The sequence below is a fragment of the Wolbachia endosymbiont of Nilaparvata lugens genome (assembly GCF_007115045.1).
Classification (GTDB): Bacteria; Pseudomonadota; Alphaproteobacteria; order Rickettsiales; family Anaplasmataceae; genus Wolbachia.
Genome location: NZ_MUIY01000001.1, coordinates 165330 through 186071, shown reverse-complemented (window position 1 = coordinate 186071; position 20742 = coordinate 165330). Strand labels below are relative to the sequence as shown.

Sequence of the window (20742 nt, the reverse complement as noted above, 5' to 3'; positions counted from 1 at the left end):
CTCCTAAGAAACTCCATTAATCAACTCTTCTTGTTGAACTAGTGTGTAGCCAAACTCCTGCGCTTTTTTGATCAAATTTTTCACAATTTTCTCTTTGTAGCGTGTTTCATAATAACTCATTCCTTTTTCCACATACTCTTGTCCATATTTCAACATTTGGTAAAAAATACATGCTAATTTTCTTGCTGTGGCAGTAATTGCTTTTATTGCTCCTAGCCGTCTTTTTAATCTCCTACAATATGCACCTAATGCACTTTTGCTATTTCCCACAGCATAAGCAGCCATTCGCAGGGCATTTGTAGCGCGATTAATGACTTTACGAGTTTTTGTCCCAAATACTTTTTCTCCTGTGATCTTGTTAGCAGGGCTAAGTCCTAACCATGAAGTAAAGTGCTTTTCTGATTGCCACTTATTATGGTTAATGCCAACTTCTGAAATAATAGTTTGTACAGTTAGTATATCAAATCCAGGAATTTTAGTAAAATCTATTCCGGTTATCCTATACAATTTCTCACGCAAGGTGAAGTTTGGTCTGCCTCTTCTAGACTTGTTTTTTTCCTTACCTAACTCTTTACTCTCATCGGACTTTGTTTCAAATGTTTTATAGTAATTTTCTATGCTTTTATCACATTCAATTATTTGCTCTTGAAAAAAAGTATATGCTGTATATTCTTGTTTCAGTACAAATAAATGTTCTTCTCTATAATCGCCTGTTAATGCTTTTGCTATAGTAGCTTTATCGTTCTTCATATTCACACTTCTGAATTCAGCTAGCTTCTTGGGATTCTTTTCACCTTCTACTATTGCTTTAATAATTTGCATTCCTGTGACGCCAGTGATATCGCTTATTACTTTATGTAAATGAATATTCATTTGTACCAAAACCTTTTGCATACGATTAATATGTGTAGCAGCATTTTCAATTAAGTTTTTACGTTGCCGCACATAACTACGCAATACACACATTTGATTATCTGGCCTAAATGATCCTTCGATTAACCCATAACTGTGTAGTTGTTGAAGCCATTGGCAGTCCTGGACATCTGACTTTCTTCCAGGTACATTTTTTACATGTCTTGCATTTGCAAGTTTTACTTCAAGTCCATATGATTCAAGTACTTGAAACAAAGGAATCCAGTACACTCCGGTTGACTCCATGGCTACTGTAGTAACTTCACACTTTTTTAGCCATTTTGCTATGTTATGAAGATCCTCTGTAAAACAGCTAAATTTTTGTATGTGCTGTTCATCACTTCCTTCTGGCACACACACATAATGTATAGCTGAACCAACATCTATTCCTGCTGCGTTAGGGTTCATTATTTCTAATTTACTTTTTGTTTTTTTCATGGTAACTCCTTCATATAATTTATAGCAGGGAAACGCTTCAGCTTGGGACGGTTGATATAATACAATCTCCTAACCGAGGTAGTCTAAGGACTCCATCAATGATTTGACCGTTCCTCCAAAACCATGCTAAACGACGGGCACTTATGGCACCAGTGAAGATTCCGGTTATAACTGCATGAGGCGCTTCCTTCACAACTATACTTAAAACTACTAGAAACTTAAATTGATGAGTTTCTTCCTGGTTTGACAGATTCATTTTGTTCGATGCTATACGATGAAGCAGATGATCAAGAGATATCAAGAAAAAGAATAAAACAAAATAAGGAAGTGCAGAAGTTTTTAGAGTGCCAGTATACTTTTCTGATTTTAAACGAAGGTTATACAACAAAATTTAAGAACCTATATAAAGAGTATAGGGAGTTGAAGAAAGAAGAGCCTGACTTTGAAAGATTATCAAAGCTTGTAGATAAGTTTGAGAAGCTAAGCAGAAGTTTTATTGAAGGCGAGAAGAAAGAAAGAGAGAATGTACCAGAATGCAAAGACCAAGAGATTGATAGATTAAAGCTGAGCATAGTAACGAGAGTAGTACAAGCAAGGGATGTAGCAGAGAAAGAAAAGAGGAAAGTAGAAAAAGAAAAAGTAGAGGTAGAAGAGATAGTAAAACAATTGATATAAATCAAAAGAACAAAGAGGGTGCAATTCCTTTATACTATCCTTTAAAAAACTATCACTCAGATATAGCTAATTATATTATACAGAACAAGGCTGATATGTGTGATTCATAGAGGTTATTACAATTGACTTGTCAGATTGAGTCTGAACTGCGAATGTTCAAAGAAGCATACGCGTCAAGTTAAGAGATTGTAAGTAAATTCAGGGAAGTTAAGGTAGATACTCTAGTTTTTCTGTACTTGTCTTTTAATGAAAATCGAGACCAAGTTATGGTAATCTTTTTAAGAAAAATTTTCAAACTATTAACTTTATTCTTTAGTGCTAAAAATAACTCTCTAACCCGCCTTTTTAGCTCAATAAATGCCTTTGTTAAGCTAAGTTCTGTATTCTTTTTCACTTCTATGCAACCAACTATGCCGTGAAATATAAGAATTGCGCACAATTTAGCATATAGTTCACATAATACTCTGCATGGCTTTCCTTTTAAGTCTGATATGCCTTTTATACAATTTAAATAATAACTCAATTTGCCACCTTACTCTGTAATACTTGCTCAGCACTAATTTTATCCTCTGGAATATTAGTTTTGACCAGTTCAACAATTTTTGATTTCTTTTAGAGGATCTGCGATCTTGCTAATCTATTAGCTTTCCTTCTTCTGGCTATATTCAGTTAGTTTCTGACATATAATTCTTACTCTAATTTTTGCTTCTTTTCCTAACAATACCTCGTTTTCTAAAAATAACTTATCCTCTAAACATTCTAATAACTCCATTTTTTGATTTGTTTCTACATCATATATGTTGGTATCGGATTTATAACGACTTATGAAATAAGCTCCTATTTCATTGATTTGTTTAAAAGAACTTGAACCGAGATCAGATATTAGCAAATCATTACTTAATATATTACTTAAATGTTTCCTATATCCCTGGTCTGATCTTACTCCCTCCGTTAAATTAAGTTGGTCTATTATCTGATTCATGTAGTCGAAAACTAATTGTAACTTTATTCCAGACTTAGTATTGCTTTCATAGCCACTGTAGCTAGTACCATAACCTTTATACATCTCTTCCATATTGTTAGGTAGAGTAATATAGCTACTGTCCAATAATTTAACACTATTAAATAGCTGTAAGATTTTGCAATTAACTTGCAAGATATTTTTAAAGAGAACCACAGATTCATTATACATCCTTTTCATAAATTCCACTGCTTCTTCAGTAAATCTAAAATCCAAACCTTGTTTTGTTATATCTATCGAGTCCTCGTTTAGTAATTGACACATTGTTTCTACGCTACAATTATCAACCCCTATATTACCCAAGACCATGGCTTTTACGAACGATGAACCTTTTAGCTTTCTCTTTCTTTTTATAAACCTTGTTGTAATTGAGATTTTGTCTGCTTTTTCATTAAAAAATTCTTTGAGCTTTTTTGATAAGCTAGTTATTTTATTCATTGGTTCTCTCACTAAAAGTATTTCTGGGAGAACTTATACCTTATTATTCTATCTCTTTCATACCTTTATTTCCTTAACTTGACGCGTATGCTTTATTTAATACTCCCGATTAAAACAAATATTTGGGTTTAGTTTTAGAAATAGATCTGAAGTAAATCGAGAAAAAGAGTTGCTAATAAAATGTTACTTACTCAATAAATTTACTGATATTGGCATGGCTAAGTTTGAGGTAGTTTCATGAATTTATTATGCTTTACCCACTATCCGATAAGCGATGCAACAAAGCCATCCTAGTGTCACGCATTGGGATGATACCCTTATACTTGACTGGCTATAACACTTAAGAAGTTTAATGCCAGAAACCAGGTTATACAACGGATACTTCATCTGCCTTTTCCTTTATGTTTACCCTTAGTTGAAGACTGAGCTTTTATAAATAGCTCCCAAAATCCTTTTTTATCACCTTCTCTGTGTATCAATTGTGCAAAATGCTTCATTAAACCACTACCCATCATAACCATCTTTGTCCATTTACCTAGCGGCTTTGTTATATCAACTATTTCTAGATCTTCTTTGTAAACTTGAATATCTTTTTGCTTCTCGCTTAGCATTTCCTGTTGTTTCATCAACTCTTTTTGCTTATTTTTTTGATATAATTCATTAAATCTTCTATTTTCTTCCCATTCTTCTTTGAGAACTTTTAGAGGAAATATAATTTTTCTAATGTGATTTTTGTATATTTTTCTCAAAAAGAGAAATACTGCAATTACAGCAAGTAATATTGTACTATATGTAATGATTTGTCCGAACGGCATTTTTATACTCAGCTTATTGGCAAGCGGTATTTACAATTATACCATAACTATAGAAATTTTACAATTTTTTTCTGGATAAAGATAGTAGACTAAAAATTTCTAAAGAACAAAAGCAACGTATTTACGTACAGGCTATCAACTACTACACTCAAAACTGACAAGTGATTAATCATTGGAGAAGGAATCACGGCTCTCTAATGAATAAAGATGGACTGTGTCAAGCTGGTGAGTAAGGTGGAAATTGAATAATTGTTGGTTATCATGCTAGATCTACAATATAAGTTATAAAATTTTTAATCATTTTGGCTTATAGTAATTTCTGAGTTAACCTGAGGTTTCCTGAACTGTGGTTTCTTTTACCCATGTTGAATTCTCAGCTTTTATACTCTAATTTAATTCCAGTTTTGACTGTATATGAGGTCACAATATCAAACAATATCTATAGCGATCAAGTTAATAATAGTAATTTATATGCCAACAAACTTTTTTATGGTGAAGAGGGTGAGCAAGTCGAAAATCTAGGAGATCAGGTTGCGGGAGAAGAGGATGCTGTGGAATCACAAAAAGAAATTACAAAATTAGAAGAAGAAGTTGATAAGTTAAAAAAACAAGTTCAAGAAGAAAGAGAGAAGGTAGAACAAACTAAGAATGAAGCTGAGGAAGCAAAAGAGGAAGTTTTGAGGTACAAAATTGAACAGGAGAAAGAAGAAGTGATGCAGAGTAAGATTGAAGGAGTAAAAGAAGAACTTTTAAAGTGTAAAATTAACAGGGAGTGTTAAATAAACCATACGCGTCAAGTTAAGAGATTGTAAGTAAATTCAGGGAAGTTAAGGTAGATACTCTAGTTTTTCTGTACTTGTCTTTTAATGAAAATCGAGACCAAGTTATGGTAATCTTTTTAAGAAAAATTTTCAAACTATTAACTTTATTCTTTAGTGCTAAAAATAACTCTCTAACCCGCCTTTTTAGCTCAATAAATGCCTTTGTTAAGCTAAGTTCTGTATTCTTTTTCACTTCTATGCAACCAACTATGCCGTGAAATATAAGAATTGCGCACAATTTAGCATATAGTTCACATAATACTCTGCATGGCTTTCCTTTTAAGTCTGATATGCCTTTTATACAATTTAAATAATAACTCAATTTGCCACCTTACTCTGTAATACTTGCTCAGCACTAATTTTATCCTCTGGAATATTAGTTTTGACCAGTTCAACAATTTTTGATTTCTTTTAGAGGATCTGCGATCTTGCTAATCTATTAGCTTTCCTTCTTCTGGCTATATTCAGTTAGTTTCTGACATATAATTCTTACTCTAATTTTTGCTTCTTTTCCTAACAATACCTCGTTTTCTAAAAATAACTTATCCTCTAAACATTCTAATAACTCCATTTTTTGATTTGTTTCTACATCATATATGTTGGTATCGGATTTATAACGACTTATGAAATAAGCTCCTATTTCATTGATTTGTTTAAAAGAACTTGAACCGAGATCAGATATTAGCAAATCATTACTTAATATATTACTTAAATGTTTCCTATATCCCTGGTCTGATCTTACTCCCTCCGTTAAATTAAGTTGGTCTATTATCTGATTCATGTAGTCGAAAACTAATTGTAACTTTATTCCAGACTTAGTATTGCTTTCATAGCCACTGTAGCTAGTACCATAACCTTTATACATCTCTTCCATATTGTTAGGTAGAGTAATATAGCTACTGTCCAATAATTTAACACTATTAAATAGCTGTAAGATTTTGCAATTAACTTGCAAGATATTTTTAAAGAGAACCACAGATTCATTATACATCCTTTTCATAAATTCCACTGCTTCTTCAGTAAATCTAAAATCCAAACCTTGTTTTGTTATATCTATCGAGTCCTCGTTTAGTAATTGACACATTGTTTCTACGCTACAATTATCAACCCCTATATTACCCAAGACCATGGCTTTTACGAACGATGAACCTTTTAGCTTTCTCTTTCTTTTTATAAACCTTGTTGTAATTGAGATTTTGTCTGCTTTTTCATTAAAAAATTCTTTGAGCTTTTTTGATAAGCTAGTTATTTTATTCATTGGTTCTCTCACTAAAAGTATTTCTGGGAGAACTTATACCTTATTATTCTATCTCTTTCATACCTTTATTTCCTTAACTTGACGCGTATGCTTTATTTAATACTCCCGAAATTTTTGTTGTGAGAATAAATTTAGCAGAGTTTATAATATAATATTTAAGTTATTTATGATAAAAAATAGATTTTTTATCATAACCAGCCAGTCTGGGATTTAGCAAGAAAATCTAGATTCCAGCGTTACGCGCTGAAACTCTTTAAATTCCAGTAGTGCAAGAAATCTAATTTCTACGTATTCAAATATGGAAGTTCTAGTTTGCTGAACAGAACGTTGAGAAGTATCAATAAGAAGCTCCCTTTTGAGTAAACTTTTCTGCAACTGAGTTATCGTAATAACATCCCTTATGTACGTTGCATGAGCAAATTGGTCAAATATACGAAAGAGTTATAATACAGATTTTACTCAAAAAATATTGAAACAATCTCACGGATCTTAAACTAAGTTCTCAATTTCTCAAAGAAATCTTTTAATAAAAGAGAACATTTTGTTTCTAATATTCCACCATAAACTTCAGGTATGTGGTTACAGAATTGAAATATTCTAGTGCCGTTTTCAACTCCTCCACCTTTGGGATTGTAAGCCCCGAAGTACAGACGTTTAATTTTTGCAAAAGAGATAGCTTGAGCGCACATCGGGCACGGCTCTAACGTTACGTACATTTCAGCTTCATAAAGCGTGGAAGTTGAAAATGCTTGTCTAATTGTTAACATTTCTGCATGTGCAGTTGGATCATTAGATATATTGTGTGCAGAGGAGATGATATTGTTTCCATTAACTATTACAGCACCTATTGGCACTTCGCCATCTTTCTGAGCAAGTTTTGCTTGCTCTATGGCAAGTTCCATGTATTGGTACTTAAACATTAGGTGCTTGGGTAAATATAATTTTCTTTTCTTGGCTTTTCTATTGTTTCTAGGTTATAGAATTCACTAAGGACTATTGTCCTTTTTACAAGGCTATCTATTTCTCGCTTTAAATATTTTTTTATTTCTTCTACCGATTTTAGTTCGTTTATAGCTACAACTACTTCTTCCATTATATCCTCTATAATTTGATCCCCCTCTAATTTATATATTATTTGTTCTACATGCCTGTTCAATTGCTCGAAGGTCGCAGATCTATATGTAATGCTATCTTTACTATTTCTTAGTAACATTTTTTACCTCTCTATTAGAATATAGTTTATTAAGTTCTATTAAACTCTATTGTCAATAGCTGCCTTAATAAATGATGTAAAGAGAGGATGAGGAGAAAATGGTCTTGATTGAAATTCTGGATGGAATTGCACACCAATAAACCATGAGTGATTTTTTAGCTCCACTGCCTCTATGCATGTTTTATCTTCTGATATACCACTGCATATCATTCCATTCTCTTCTAAGTTATTTTTATAATCTAAATTAACTATATATCTGTGTCTGTGTCTTTCTGAAATAGTGACACTACTATACACATTTGCCATTTTTGAATTTGGACTTACATTACACTTGTATGTTCCAAGTCTCATGGTTCCACCAAGATCAACGTTCTTACCATCAGCGAGCTTGATGATTGGATGTTTGCAAGTATAAAATTCTTCAGAGTGTACATCTTCAAGCTTAATAACGTTACGAGCAAATTCAATCACTGCAAGCTGCATACCAAGACATATTCCTAAAAAAGGAATGTTATTTACACGGGCATAGTTTATTGCTAATATTTTACCTTCTATTCCATTATCACCAAATCCTCCTGGAACAAGAACTGAATTAGAGCTTTGTAATTTTTCTCTGATAAACTTTGCATCTATAGATTTTCCATTCTCTTCTCTTGAGTTGACCCAATTTATCTTCACTCTAGCTTTATTACTAATTGCACCATGGTTTAATGCTTCAATCAGTGATTTATATGCGTCAGGAAATTCAGTATATTTTCCTACTATGGAAACGATAACTTCTTGTGTTGGATGTCTCATAGAGTGTACTATTTGGTCCCATTCAGGTAAGCTTGGTTTTGGCTTACTTAAGTGAAAGTGATCCAAAATTTGTGTCCCGAGCCCACATTGATTATACAAGGACGGTAACTCGTATATATGGTTTACATCAGGAGCAGGTATTACGTTAGATAAAGAAACATTGCAAAGATTGGCTATCTTTTCTTTTTGATTATCGGAAATTTCTTTTTCACTGCGACATAATATAATATCTGGTTGTAACCCCGCAGAGTTTAACTCTCGAACTGAATGCTGTGTCGGTTTTGTCTTTAATTCTTGTGCTGCAGTGAGATATGGTATTAAAGTTAAGTGAATAAGGATAACTTTTTGCTTTCCTAGTTTATAATTAACTTGGCGTATAGCTTCCAAAAACGGTTGGCTTTCAATATCACCTACGGTTCCGCCTATTTCGCATATTACAAAATCTAAATCTTCTGTACCATTAAAAATGAAAGATTTGATTAAATCTGTCACATGAGGAATGATTTGCACAGTTTTGCCTAGATAATCACCACACCTTTCCTTCTTTAATAATTTATTATATACTTTACCAGTTGTTATATTGTCGTCCTTGGTTGCTTTAATTTTAGTAAAACGCTCGTAATGTCCAAGGTCTAAATCAGTTTCAGCACCATCCTCAGTAACAAATACTTCCCCGTGCTGAGCTGGGCTCATTGTTCCAGGATCAATGTTGAGATATGGGTCAAGCTTTCTGATGCGAACATTGAATCCATGAGCTTGAAGAAGTGCTCCCACACTTGAAGCAACTAAACCCTTACCAAGTGATGAAACAACTCCACCTGTAACAAAGATAAACTTGGTTTCTTTCATTAATTTTCAAATGGAACAGAAGTTGATTGGCCTTCTTGCTTCTTTTCTGATATAATCTTCTCTGCAATTGATTTTTTATGTACATCTTTTGAACATAATCCTGATAGTAACAGTGTATTTATAATGAACAGTCCAGCAACTATAGAAGTTATTCTACTGAGTGGATTTTCAGAAGACTTTACCGGAATTATTGAATTCATTCCCTGTTGTGAATTACTAAAGCCACTTAATGAACTACTTCCAGGTGGCTGCAGAAGCACTAAAATTACCAATACAACAACTAATATTATTTGAAGTACACTAAGTACTGTTACTGACATTATGAATAGAGCTAAAAATAAAGATTTTAGGAGCATAAGGATCATAAGTCAAGAATATCTTTACCCGAGTAACTTGACTACTGGAATCCAAGTATGTATTAAACCTTATTTAAATTATGAGCTATCACATTTTAAAATACAAAGATTATGAACCAAAAATGGATGAAAGTTCTTTTATCGCAGATGGTGTGAGTATCATAGGTAACGTTGAAATAGGAAGGAATGCGAGTATCTGGTTTAATTGTGTGATCAGAGGAGATGTTGGATCAATCAAAATAGGTGATGAAACTAATATTCAAGATGGCACCGTAATTCATGTAGATAGAAATCCAGGCGGCGATACGATTATTGGTAGTATGGTGACGGTTGGACATTTTTGCATATTACATGCATGCACAGTGCATGATAAAGCATTTGTTGGTATGGGCTCTACCATAATGGATAATGCGATTGTGGAGTCCGGAGCTATGGTAGCTGCTGGCTCACTGGTAACGCATGGGAAAGTGATAAAAAGTAGAGAAATATGGGCTGGCAGGCCAGCACAATTCTTCAAAAAAATGTCAGATGAGGAAATTAAACATATTACACAATCTGCACAAAATTATATCATGCTGATGAAAGAATATAAGGCTATATGCTAGGTTGAGAAATCTTCAGCTCTGATGCACATTCTACGTTAACTACTTCAAAAGCTTCTTCAACTATAGAATGCTTATCAATATGCTGATTAATAAAACTACCTCTGACTAGAATATTCTTTATTGGCCAGTTTGTTTCTGTTGGAGTACCTGATAATTTAGCTGCAAATTTTATCGGTGCTGACGTTAGAAAAAGAGATATAGTATTATTTGAATTAAGATAGAAGTTTACATGATCTTTACAATCTTTTAGATTTATATCTCCCGGAAAATCTGGTATTTGAGATTGTATATTTGCTTTTATGAAGTTCATCCGGCCGAATTTTTCAGTAAGTATCCCTACCTCTTTTGGAACTTCTAATGGGATGATAATATCATTGCTAATTCCATTTTCTTCTTGAGAAAAAAGTTCAGTGTATGCTCCTTTTTTTCTGTGTTTCTCAAAATAATTAGGAAAATACATATTAAGGTATTCAGAGTGTAGCTCTATACGATTTTTCTGGTCATCCTCTAGAGTAAATGTGAATTTACCACCATTTTGCTTAAGCTCGCACAATTTAAATTTACTAAGGTCAGAGTCTGGCAATGGACTTTCAATTTCGAAAGCAAGTGTAAGAGTATGCGTTGCATGATCAAATTCATTTTTTTCTTGTAGACTATCTTGTAAACTGTAGTACTGATTTTTTTCATATTCCTTTTTTTCTCTACTAGCATTAACTTCCTGTTCATCAAAACTTTCAACAGCATAAAAAATTCTTCTTCATCTAGCTCTTCTCCTGTTAGAGCATCCTCAAACACATCCTGCTCATCCTCTAAATCAATCTCATCACCTTTTGCCTCTATTGTATTTTCTACACTTATTTTTCTTGTATGATCATTTCCATTGCTAGCAGTTGTTTGATGATGTGTATCGTTAGTTTGAAAAAAGCTCTTTACTTTTGATATTAAGCTAATCCATGAAAGTCTGACTTGATTAAGTAGCCATTTAAAACTCTTCATTGTTTTACCCCAACCTAATTACTAAAAATTGTAACAGAATAAATTAAATATGTCAATAAGATACACAAATTGTACTAACTGGGAATTAGTGGCAGCACTTAACATCTGTGTAAATTTTGACATAGGCGTTTTCTGCATTTTAACCAAATCAGTAAGGAGAACACCATTGATATTCTCCTTTTAGAAGCAACTTGAATAAAACTGATAAAGCTTGAATTAAAGTGTGATTAGGAAAGTGAGTGATGAGAACTCTTTATTTGGACTTCTTTTGATTCATCTATTTTAGTATTAGGTCTTAGTGTTGCGTATGTAGCACAACCAGCTACGAATGCAGATGCTGTAGCTATGATAATTATTGCTAACATACTTAGTCTAGTTGTATGTTCAAGTATAGTACTTGCTACCAGCCCAACAGCAAGACCAACAGCAATAACAGCAGTGTACAACATTATCGGATTTGAATCAGATACGTAGTTTGTGAGCTCTTTGGAACACTCTTTTGCTAATCCTTTTACTGCTCTCTTGAGTTTGTTTTGATCTTCTTCTGTTCCAGTACCTGATTTTAGTCTCTTACATAACTCTTGTATTTTTTCACCTTGTACTTCTGCCAGCTTTTTTAGCTCCGTAGACAATTTCTCTATTTTTGTTCCTTTCAATTCTACTATTATTTTCTTGAAACATGGCATCATTATTTGCTCTGTTTCTTCTTCTACTTGATTTTTTAATGCTATTATTTTATTCAATTGTTCTTCTGATATTTCAGTGTCTTTTTTTAGTTCCACTGTAACCTTTGTTTCTTCTAGCTCCGATATTACGTTCATTAATGAGTGAAATGCACTCCATAGCTTTTCACCAGAATTCCGACTCCGTTTTGGTGACATAGACTGACTGCCTTTGAACTTTTTTGGCGACATAGGCTGAAATTTAATTTCTTTGAGCTTTCTTGCGCTTTCACCTGCATTTACTTTAGCCATAACAAACCTCGCATATTAAATAATGCTATTACATAATATCTTTAAAGCTCAAGGTCAAATAGTATCTTTACATAATATAAATCATAAACAGAAAATTTTAGTGTAAATTGCCATATTTACTTTGTGCTATGGTTTGAGATAGAATAACAACTTGCTTCAAATATGGAAAGGCAGTACAACTCTATAATCAAGTTACTGAGCTCTCATTTACTCCTCTTTTTTTGTAAAACAATCTACAATTTATTAGAAGATCTTCAGATAGACGTTGATCATTGGTTGCGTTTTTACAGTGAGACAAGACCTCATTCTAGTAAATATTGTTATGGCGATGTAGACTTTCCTGAATAGAAAACATATTGCTTTTTAGAAAAATATTAGTAGCATTACATAAGAGACTGATATTAGTTTTCAATTTTTCTGTTAGTTAATTCTTGCTTGCTAGGTTAAGTTGTGTCTGGTAACCATAATGGCAAATCTTGTTAATTTGAGGCGTGGATTTTAGCCTCTCTCATCCTTACATTAGTTACATATTCTTTCGCAGAGGGCTAATGAATTTATTAGTAAAATTCAGTAATTTATAACTGACAATGAGAGCTGTTAATTAGCAACTCACTTTAAATAAGTTACTCAACTGTGACAGATTTAGCTAAATTTCTCGGACAATCTACATCTAACCCTTTTTTTTCTGCAATAGAATAAGCAAGAAATTGCATAGCAACACTGTAGATAATTGGAGAAACAAAATTGTCAACTTCTGGAAGTTGCACCACATCTATGCAAATTCCCTTTAAGAGCGGTGCTCCTTGCTTATCACTAAAGGCAATTACTTTACCTTTTCTTGCAATAATCTCTTGTATATTGGATAGCGTTTTAAAGAATAAATTATCGTAAGGAATAATTGCGATAACAAGTACAGTAGAGTCTATCAAAGCGATAGAACCGTGCTTCATTTCTCCCGCTGCAATACCAATTGTGTTGATATATGAAAGCTCTTTTATCTTCAATGCACCTTCCATTGCAACTCCATATGAGCTTCCTCTCCCAATTATAATTATATTATTGTGCTCTAATATACTGCCTGATATATGTTGTATTTCCATCACATTCAAAACATGCTCTACATGTTCAGGAATGGAATTAATAGCACCGCTTAGTTCCTTTATCCTCTCTCTACCCAGTATACCTTTTATTTTTCCAAGCTCTACAGCAAAGCATGCTAAAATTGCAAGCTGCGTAGAAAAGGTTTTTGTCGAAGCAACACCAATCTCAGGTCCAGCAAGAGTATGCAATACAATATCTGAGGCTTTTTCTATGCTGCTATTAAATGTATTAATTATGCTAATGATCATTTGTTTCTGCAATCTCGCATAACGTAGTGCTTCCATAGTATCTGCAGTTTCACCAGATTGAGAAATGAATAAGCCAATACTACCTTCTTCGAGCTTGACGCTGCTATACCTAAATTCTGACGAGATTTCTAGATATACCCGAATTTGAGCAATACTTTCCAGCCAACACTTTGCTATTAGTCCAGCAAAATAGGATGAACCGCATCCAACTATAGTAATGTAACCTAGTTCAGAAAATAATTCTTTGTTGATTTCTTTATATTGTTTATAAAATTGATTTATTGTTTTGTTTAATGCATACGGTTGCTCAAAAATTTCTTTTAGCATAAAGCTAGGGTAACCATTTTTACTAATTAGAAAATTTCTTGGACTGCTATTTTCTGTTCTGCGTTTAACTTGTATACCATTATTATATATACTGAATTCGTTAGATTTTATTACTGCAACATCATTATCTTCTAAATGCAATATTTTTTCTACAAATGAATTCAAAGTATTAGTATCAGAAGCAGCAAACACTTTATTACAGTTATATCCTATTGCTAAAGGCAAATTTCTTTTTGCAACAAATAAAGTATCTGGATATTCTGCAAATAATAAAGCCAAAGCAAGTGAACCTTGTAAATTGTTTAGACACTGTAATATAGAATCAACTGGTGATAACCCTTCATCAAGATATGAAGTTAATATGTTTGGTATCACTTCTGTATCAGTATCGGTGTGGAAAGATACTCCCTTTTCCTCCAGGTCCTTTTTTAATATATTGTAATTTTCAATTATGCCATTATGAGCAACAACAACATTATTTATATAAATGGGATGAGCATTTTTAAGATTTGGAGCTCCATGTGTAGCCCAACGAGTATGTGCTATACCAACTTTGCTACTAGATATCTTGCTCTCATGAACAACTTCACACAATCTTTCAACTTTACCTTCTGATTTTTTTACTTCTATCTTACCTCTATTATTTATAATTGCTATACCTGAAGAGTCATACCCTCTGTATTCCAATTTTTGCAACGCGGTTAGTAAAGTTGGTATTACTGAATCACCGCTACTTACTATACCTAATATTCCACACACTTCTTAAATTATGAAGCATTTTTGTCTTTTTTACTTTCCTCTAGTTTATTTTTCTTGCCATTCTTTTCAACTTTGCTTTTTTCAATAGATTTAGCTACTGGCTTTTGAATTTCTTTATTTAAGATTTCAGATATAGCAGACTTTAGGATTTTTATTTCAATTTTTGGTGCTATTTCTAGTATTAGTTGTGCATTTACTTCGTCAACTTTGTTTACTTCACCTATTATTCCACTAGAAGTAATAACCGTATCACCACGTTTTATTTGATCTATCATCCTTCTATGCTCTTTTAGTTTTTTGTGATTGGGGCGAATAATGAGAAAATAAAATACTACAAATATTAAAATGAGTGGAATAAAGCTAGCAACAGATGCTGATACATTGTTAGTCGCATCTGCCGCAAAAACCTCAGAAATGAACATATTTAATCCCAATTATTAACGATAAAGTTAAATAGATTAAGCAGCAATTACAATATCATGTCAAGTCTCTGAAAGAAATTAATTCAAATTAATAAGAAACTTAAGGAACTTTAAGGTGTTTCTGCTGTAATGGCGGGAGTGATGAGACTTGAACTCACGACCTCATGCGTGACAGGCATGCGCTCTAACCAACTGAGCTACACCCCCCATTGCTTTTTAACGTTTGCAATCTTAAAGCTAATCAACGTGTTGCTACTTGTCAATATTTTTTGTTTGCGCTTTTTTGTCTTTTTTATTACTATGTAAATAACTTAATTTCACACATGGCTTATGCAAGTAGTCCCATTAGGGTTATGCCATGGAGGATAAACTATTTGGAGGAGTAAATATGACAAATTTGCCTAAAGTCACTATACGTGATTTAGCTGAATCTGGTGTGCATTTTGGCCATAAGGTTAGTCGCTGGAATGCGAAAATGGCCCCATATATATATGGTGTACATCAACAGAATCGTATACACATAATAGACTTACGAAAAACATTACCATTGTTAGAGGCGGCGATGAAAGCTTTATACGATGTTGCATCTCAAGATGGTCGCATTTTATTTGTTGGTACGAAATTTCAAGCTTTAGATATTGTTGCAAGTGAAGCGGTTCGTTGTGGTCAATATTATGTAAATGATCGATGGCTTGGTGGTATGCTTACTAATTGGAACACTGTTTCTTCTTCGATAAAAACTTTGATACAATATGAGAAAATATTAAATGATGAAGATAGTGTCTTAACAAAAAAAGAATTAGGAAATATTGAAAAGAAAAGAAAAAAGCTTGATAAAGAATTGGGTGGCATTAGAGAAATGGGAGCAGTTCCTGATATTTTATTCATTATTGATACTAACAAAGAGTATATAGCGGTTAAAGAGGCTAAAAAATTAGGTATTCCTGTAGTTGGAGTACTTGATACCAATTCTGACCCAGATGATATTGCCTATCCTATATCAGGAAATGATGATTCAAGAAAATCAATAGAGCTCTACTGTAAATTAGCTGCTGATTCTATATTAGCTGGAATAGAGTCTAGTTTGACAAGGTCTAGAGTTAAGGATGATGAGCTTATTCAAGAAAAAGAAGGGGGTATTGTGCAAACTAAAAAGAAGCGTATGAAGGATGAAACAGAAAGGGAGGTGATAGTAAGTAAATGAAGATGGATTCAAGTAGTATAAGGGAATTACGCGATAGAACAGGGCTTGGCTTAAGCGATTGTAAGAAAGCGTTAGAAGAGTGTGATGGTGATATTAAGAAAGCCGTTGATAGGTTACGTACAATAGGATTTGCTAAAGCTGACAAAAAGTCTGATAGAGTAGCTTCAGATGGGCTTATTGCTATGTGCTTGGCTAAAAATTATGGTGTATTGGTTAAAGTTAATTGTGAAACTGATTTTGTTGCTAGAAATGAGAAGTTCATAGCATTAGTTTCAAATTTAGCATCAATTGCTTGTCAAGAACGTTGTACTAGTCTTGATGAGTTAAAAAATGCCAAATATGAAGGTGTTGGTACAGTGCAGGAAGCTATTATGAGTGGTACATCGGTTCTTGGTGAGAAGTTAGAGTTAAGCAATCTTTGCTACCTAGAGACTGAGGATGGGATTATTGCTGGCTATGTACATGGTGATATGCATGGCTTAGGTAAGATTGGTGCTTTAGTAGCATTGCAATCATCTGGTGATAAACAAGAGATTGGAAAGCAAATAGCTATGCATGTAGTTGCTATGAAACCTGAAGCTTTATCTATAGATGATTTAGATCAAGAAAAATTAAACAATGAGCGTTCTATAATTGAGGAGCAAGTAAAGAGCTTAAATAAACCTGAAGAGGTAGCGAAAAAAATAGTAGATGGACGAATGGCTAAATACTATGAAGAAGTTGTTCTGCTAGAGCAGAAGTTTATAAAAGATGATAAAATGAAGATTGCTGATTTTATAGAATCAAGTGCTGTTAAATTAGCTAATTATAAGTTACTTACTTTGGATGATGCAAATAAGTAACAAAACTTCAGAAGTAAAATACCCCAGAGTGTTATTCAAAATCTCTGGGGAGGCTTTGATGGGATCAAAGCTATTTGGCCATGATATGGAAGTGATAGATAAACTATCCAAAGACATAGTTGAAGTTTGTAATCTCGGAGTTCAAGTTTGTATTGTTGTTGGTGGTGGGAATATTTTTCGTGGTGCATCAGCATCTTTAATTGGCTGTGAAAGAGCAAGCAGTGATTATATTGGAATGCTTGGCACTGTCATTAATGCTTTAATTTTGCAGAATTTTTTAGAAAAAAGCTCTATAGTTTCTAGGGTATTATCTGCTATACCTATGACTACCATATGTGAGCCTTATATAAGAAGGAAGGCTATTCATCATTTAGAAAAAGGTAGAGTTGTCATTTTTGCAGCAGGTACAGGTAACCCATTTTTTACCACAGATACAGCTGCAGCTCTACGTGCTGTTGAAATGAATTGTGATGTTATTCTAAAAGGTACGCAAGTAAGAGGTGTATATTCTGCTGATCCAAAAAAAAATGAGGATGCTGTGATGTATGATAGGCTTTCTTATACAGATTTGCTAACTCGTGATTTAAAAGTTATGGATGCATCAGCAATTTCACTTGCTCGTGAGAATTCTATCCCGATTATAGTTTTTTCTTTAAAAAGAGAAAAAATGGTCGATATTATTAAGGGTCAAGGTACTTATACTATAGTCTCAGATTATAAACATTAGGTAATTTATGTTAAACGAAATAAAAGCTAAAACAAAAGAAAGAATGCTAAAAACTATTCAGTCTTTTCATGATGATATGAAAGGTGTACGTACTGGTAGAGCTAACTCATCATTACTTGATGGTATAGTTATAAATATCTATGGTGGACATCAAAAACTGAGCCAAGTTGCAGGCGTTTCAGCTATAGATAACAAAACTCTATCAGTTAAAGTTTGGGATGCTACTGTTATCGGTGAAGTAAAAAATGCGATAATCAATGCTAACCTGAATTTAAATCCTGTTGTTGAAGGAAATACTATACGTATAGTTCTTCCAGACTTAACGCAAGAAACTCGTGAAAAATTAGTGAAATTATTGCATCAATTTTCTGAAAATGCACGAGTTGCAATTAGAAATATACGCAGAGATGTTATGGAAGAAATAGAGGAAATGAAGAAAAATAAGGAAATCTCAGAAGATGATTTTCATGCTGCCAAAAAGGAAATACAAAACATTACTGATGATAATGTAAAAAAAGTCGATGATGACTTATCTATTAAAGAAAAGGATATATTACATCATTAAGTTAATATGGAAGAATTTTTCAGTATTGAAAAACATAAGAGTATTTGATACAGGTGTAATTGTATGAATGCTGTGATTCAGATCTCATCATTACGCACACATTTGATCGTTATACCTTTTGAAATCTAGAAAAAAAGCTTTTCAGTTTGATTTTTTATTACGATAATTAAGTTTACACTCTTGAGCGAAAACGATGCTGAAACGCCTTTTCCTTATTTTTGCATTTGTATTACTCATCCCACTGTCAAATGTTGATGCCAGAAAATATATCAGAATTGTTGGATCTTCAACTGTTTTTCCTTTTATCTCATTTGTATCTGAGGAATTCAGTCGTATATTTCCCTTTAAAACTCCAGTTGTAGAATCGATAGGAAGTGGATCAGGGTTCAAAATGTTTTGTTCAGGAATAGGGAAAGGCACACCAGATATCACCACTTCATCTCGCCCTATGAAGGAAGTAGAGAGAGAATTATGCAAAAGAAATAAAGTGAATGAAGTAATAGAGATCATAATCGGCTATGATGGAATTGTTATTGCAAATTCAAATCAAAGCCATAGATTTGATTTTACAAAAAATGACCTGTTTGAAACTTTATCTTCATATTCTGAAGACAATGATAGATTAGTAAAGAATAACAAGAAATTTTGGTCTGATGTAAATCAAGCTCTACCAAAAACAGAAATTAAAATCTATGGTCCACATCAAAATACAGGTACACATGAAACTTTGATTAATTTTATTATGCTTGATCAATATTCATGCATGAACTCAAGGATTTTCAAAGAGAATTATCAAGACCACGAAAAAAGAAAGAAAGCATGTAGTAATATCAGAGATGATGGAAGGTATATAGAAGTTGGAATTAATGAAAACATAATAATACAAAAATTGAAGAGCAATAAAAATGCTTTAGGAATATTTAGCTTCAGCTTTTTAGCGAAAAACCAAGATGAGATTCAAGGAAGCACAATCGCAGGAATTGAGCCAACTTATAAAAATATATCATCGGGGGAGTATATGTTAGCAAGGCCTTTATATCTTTATATAAAGAAAGAACACTTAGATACTGTTGATGGATTAAGGGAATTCATTAGAGAAGTTGTAGACTCTATTAGTACTGAAGGTGGATATTTATCTAGGCTTGGCTTAATTCCACTTTCAAGCGAAAATATAAAAAAAGTCTTGGAAAAGGTTCGTGATATAATATGATGACTTTGATATTTTTTTTATTCTGGATACTAGGTTAAAAATAGAACGTTTAAATTTCTTGTTTTTATTGTTATCATACTTAGATTTCCTAAGAACTTATTTACTACAAAATACAACAAGTTCTATTTATTTGAGAAAGTTGTGCGTCTTGTAGAACAGATTTTGTTGTAGGTTTCTCTGTAGCTATTTCAAGGTTTTCTTCTATGCTTTTTTGTTCTGTGTAATCTTTAACTTCTTGAATGAAATCTTCAAGCCACTTCTCACTACCTATCTTAGCATGTCGTTGTTGCTCACCTTTAAGAAGTTTTATTACAGCTGCATCTTGATTTTCAGGAGCTCTTTGATTTTTAAGCCACGAGTCACGAATATCAGGAGAAGCGTTTTTCAAATGAGCTTCAAAGGTTGCTTTTTTGTCTTTTGTACTTTCTTCTTGTTGATCTTGATGGAATTTAAGCCAGAAATCGCAAATATCAGGAGAAGCTTTATCCCAAAGAAGTTTAGTAATTTCTTTTATATTTCTCAGATCTTCTTGTTTCAATCTTTTACCATCACCTATATATCGTTTATTAAGACCAACTTGCAGAGGATAAAGTAAAAGGGTAGTTTTGCTCTGTGAATGTATAGGTCTATTTAAAATCATTGCTAGATTTGTATCATAATCTTCTAATACTGCTTTAACTTTTTTAACATCTAAATAATCTATTGCTTGACGTAATTTGTGGTGCAGATCACTTGTTCTCTTTAAGTTTTTCACTTTTTGCATATGCGAATCATCACTTACTTTCGCTTCTTGCATAGCTAAACCACTTGGAATACTCTCAATTTTTTGCTTCATTTTCTTTGTATATTGGTTAATTTCCTTTTGGTTTTTTTGGAATGTAATAAACTGTAAAGTGGTACAATGGTTAGGCAAATCCTCTTGAAACTTTTCTTGTATATCGCTAGGCAGTTTGCTTTTCAAAACTTCTTTTATATCGCTATCGTGATTACTTTCTATACTCTCAAAGTTGCCTTGTATAGCTTTACTAATTAATGGATCTCGAATTTCTTTTTGTCTGCCAGTTAATACCATACCCTACCTCTATCTCTTATGGCAAATTTAGCGCTACAATTATACGTATTTATAATCAAGTCAAGAGAAAAAATTAGCAAAGCGGTTGAAGTTTTA

The 20742-nt window shown here is 32.9% G+C and carries 21 protein-coding genes, 1 tRNA gene and 5 pseudogenes; 10 read left to right on the top strand and 17 right to left on the bottom strand.

Going from position 1 to position 20742, the window contains the following annotated elements; genetic code table 11:
• Window positions 1-3: 3 nt before the first annotated feature.
• Window positions 4-1350 carry an IS110 family RNA-guided transposase gene (locus BWZ41_RS00870; RefSeq protein WP_143689027.1) on the bottom strand — a complete coding sequence of 449 codons (1347 nt, stop codon included), beginning with the start codon at window positions 1348-1350 and terminating at the stop codon, window positions 4-6.
• 37 nt (window positions 1351-1387) lie between these two features.
• Window positions 1388-1606, bottom strand: coding sequence for a hypothetical protein (locus BWZ41_RS00865; protein ID WP_143688855.1), 219 nt, complete (start codon window positions 1604-1606; stop codon window positions 1388-1390).
• An 8-nt stretch (window positions 1607-1614) separates the two neighbouring features.
• On the opposite strand from BWZ41_RS00865, the gene BWZ41_RS00860 reads away from it, so the two are divergent.
• Window positions 1615-2025, top strand: coding sequence for a hypothetical protein (locus BWZ41_RS00860; protein ID WP_206663874.1), 411 nt, complete (start codon window positions 1615-1617; stop codon window positions 2023-2025).
• A gap of 178 nt (window positions 2026-2203) precedes the next feature.
• Here BWZ41_RS00860 and BWZ41_RS00855 read toward each other — a convergent pair.
• Window positions 2204-3496 (bottom strand): annotated as a pseudogene (locus BWZ41_RS00855) (IS4 family transposase).
• Window positions 3497-3584: 88 nt separating this feature from the next.
• Here BWZ41_RS00855 and BWZ41_RS08625 point away from each other — a divergent pair.
• Window positions 3585-3725, top strand: a pseudogene (locus BWZ41_RS08625) (IS5 family transposase); the annotation flags it as partial.
• A 142-nt stretch (window positions 3726-3867) separates the two neighbouring features.
• On the opposite strand, the gene BWZ41_RS00845 reads toward BWZ41_RS08625, so the two are convergent.
• The gene (locus BWZ41_RS00845; RefSeq protein ID WP_143689087.1) at window positions 3868-4299 is read right to left on the bottom strand and encodes a hypothetical protein; all 432 of its coding nucleotides are present in this window, start codon (window positions 4297-4299) and stop codon (window positions 3868-3870) included.
• Window positions 4300-4703: 404 nt separating this feature from the next.
• On the opposite strand from BWZ41_RS00845, the gene BWZ41_RS00840 reads away from it, so the two are divergent.
• The gene (locus BWZ41_RS00840; protein WP_241653833.1) at window positions 4704-5078 is read left to right on the top strand and encodes a hypothetical protein; all 375 of its coding nucleotides are present in this window, start codon (window positions 4704-4706) and stop codon (window positions 5076-5078) included.
• Between the two features lie 19 nt (window positions 5079-5097).
• Here BWZ41_RS00840 and BWZ41_RS00835 read toward each other — a convergent pair.
• The 6 genes and pseudogenes from BWZ41_RS00835 to secG form a co-directional block, all read right to left on the bottom strand.
• Window positions 5098-6390, bottom strand: a pseudogene (locus BWZ41_RS00835) (IS4 family transposase).
• Between the two features lie 267 nt (window positions 6391-6657).
• Window positions 6658-6799, bottom strand: a pseudogene (locus BWZ41_RS08620) (IS3 family transposase); the annotation flags it as partial.
• 73 nt (window positions 6800-6872) lie between these two features.
• The gene (locus tag BWZ41_RS00830; RefSeq protein WP_010404879.1) at window positions 6873-7280 is read right to left on the bottom strand and encodes a nucleoside deaminase; all 408 of its coding nucleotides are present in this window, start codon (window positions 7278-7280) and stop codon (window positions 6873-6875) included.
• 17 nt (window positions 7281-7297) lie between these two features.
• Window positions 7298-7591 (bottom strand): hypothetical protein, encoded by a 294-nt coding sequence (locus BWZ41_RS00825; protein WP_063631081.1) that lies wholly within the window; start codon window positions 7589-7591, stop codon window positions 7298-7300.
• Between the two features lie 39 nt (window positions 7592-7630).
• On the bottom strand, window positions 7631-9238 hold the full coding sequence (locus tag BWZ41_RS00820; RefSeq protein WP_063631082.1) for a CTP synthase: 1608 nt from the start codon (window positions 9236-9238) through the stop codon (window positions 7631-7633).
• The gene (gene secG, locus BWZ41_RS00815; protein ID WP_007302593.1) at window positions 9238-9558 is read right to left on the bottom strand and encodes a preprotein translocase subunit SecG; all 321 of its coding nucleotides are present in this window, start codon (window positions 9556-9558) and stop codon (window positions 9238-9240) included. Before secG ends, BWZ41_RS00820 begins: the two co-directional genes overlap by 1 nt.
• Before the next feature lie 116 nt (window positions 9559-9674).
• Here secG and BWZ41_RS00810 point away from each other — a divergent pair, with 116 nt between their 5' ends.
• Window positions 9675-10199: a gamma carbonic anhydrase family protein gene (locus BWZ41_RS00810; RefSeq protein WP_143689086.1), complete on the top strand. Its 525-nt coding sequence runs from the start codon at window positions 9675-9677 to the stop codon at window positions 10197-10199.
• On the opposite strand, the gene BWZ41_RS07745 is transcribed toward BWZ41_RS00810, so the two are convergent.
• From BWZ41_RS07745 to BWZ41_RS00800, 3 genes are all read right to left on the bottom strand, one after another.
• Window positions 10189-10752: a hypothetical protein gene (locus BWZ41_RS07745; RefSeq protein ID WP_241653832.1), complete on the bottom strand. Its 564-nt coding sequence runs from the start codon at window positions 10750-10752 to the stop codon at window positions 10189-10191. The two genes, BWZ41_RS00810 and BWZ41_RS07745, sit on opposite strands and share 11 nt — an antisense overlap.
• Window positions 10707-11195: a hypothetical protein gene (locus BWZ41_RS07740; RefSeq protein ID WP_241653831.1), complete on the bottom strand. Its 489-nt coding sequence runs from the start codon at window positions 11193-11195 to the stop codon at window positions 10707-10709. Before BWZ41_RS07740 ends, BWZ41_RS07745 begins: the two co-directional genes overlap by 46 nt.
• A gap of 227 nt (window positions 11196-11422) precedes the next feature.
• Complete coding sequence (locus BWZ41_RS00800; protein ID WP_143689085.1) at window positions 11423-12169, bottom strand: hypothetical protein; 747 nt, start codon at window positions 12167-12169, stop codon at window positions 11423-11425.
• A 213-nt stretch (window positions 12170-12382) separates the two neighbouring features.
• Here BWZ41_RS00800 and BWZ41_RS07595 point away from each other — a divergent pair.
• Window positions 12383-12536: pseudogene (locus BWZ41_RS07595) on the top strand (IS481 family transposase); the annotation flags it as partial.
• Between the two features lie 256 nt (window positions 12537-12792).
• On the opposite strand, the gene glmS reads toward BWZ41_RS07595, so the two are convergent.
• The 3 genes from glmS to BWZ41_RS00780 all read right to left on the bottom strand — a co-directional run bounded on the left by glmS (window position 12793) and on the right by BWZ41_RS00780 (window position 15233).
• A complete protein-coding gene (gene glmS / locus BWZ41_RS00790) occupies window positions 12793-14604 on the bottom strand; it encodes a glutamine--fructose-6-phosphate transaminase (isomerizing) (protein ID WP_143689084.1) in 1812 nt (603 codons plus the stop codon).
• An 8-nt stretch (window positions 14605-14612) separates the two neighbouring features.
• Window positions 14613-15026 carry a preprotein translocase subunit YajC gene (yajC, locus tag BWZ41_RS00785; RefSeq protein ID WP_006012489.1) on the bottom strand — a complete coding sequence of 138 codons (414 nt, stop codon included), beginning with the start codon at window positions 15024-15026 and terminating at the stop codon, window positions 14613-14615.
• 130 nt (window positions 15027-15156) lie between these two features.
• Window positions 15157-15233, bottom strand: a tRNA-Asp gene (locus tag BWZ41_RS00780).
• A 181-nt stretch (window positions 15234-15414) separates the two neighbouring features.
• Between BWZ41_RS00780 and rpsB the strand changes: the two genes are divergently transcribed.
• The 5 genes from rpsB (at window position 15415) to BWZ41_RS00755 (ending at window position 19574) form a co-directional block, all read left to right on the top strand.
• Window positions 15415-16230, top strand: a complete 816-nt coding sequence (gene rpsB / locus BWZ41_RS00775) for a 30S ribosomal protein S2 (RefSeq protein WP_143689083.1) — start codon at window positions 15415-15417, stop codon at window positions 16228-16230.
• Entirely contained in the window at window positions 16227-17072 is an 846-nt protein-coding gene (gene tsf / locus BWZ41_RS00770; protein WP_143689082.1) for a translation elongation factor Ts, read from the top strand. The genes rpsB and tsf overlap by 4 nt, the downstream gene beginning before the upstream one ends.
• Window positions 17056-17799, top strand: a complete 744-nt coding sequence (gene pyrH, locus BWZ41_RS00765; RefSeq protein ID WP_143689081.1) for a UMP kinase — start codon at window positions 17056-17058, stop codon at window positions 17797-17799. Before tsf ends, pyrH begins: the two co-directional genes overlap by 17 nt.
• Before the next feature lie 7 nt (window positions 17800-17806).
• Window positions 17807-18364 carry a ribosome recycling factor gene (gene frr / locus BWZ41_RS00760; protein WP_143689080.1) on the top strand — a complete coding sequence of 186 codons (558 nt, stop codon included), beginning with the start codon at window positions 17807-17809 and terminating at the stop codon, window positions 18362-18364.
• 193 nt (window positions 18365-18557) lie between these two features.
• A complete protein-coding gene (locus BWZ41_RS00755; RefSeq protein ID WP_143689079.1) occupies window positions 18558-19574 on the top strand; it encodes a substrate-binding domain-containing protein in 1017 nt (338 codons plus the stop codon).
• A gap of 103 nt (window positions 19575-19677) precedes the next feature.
• Here the strand turns inward: BWZ41_RS00755 and BWZ41_RS00750 are convergent, their stop codons facing one another.
• Complete coding sequence (locus BWZ41_RS00750) at window positions 19678-20646, bottom strand: hypothetical protein (protein ID WP_143689078.1); 969 nt, start codon at window positions 20644-20646, stop codon at window positions 19678-19680.
• Between the last annotated feature and the right edge of the window lie 96 nt (window positions 20647-20742).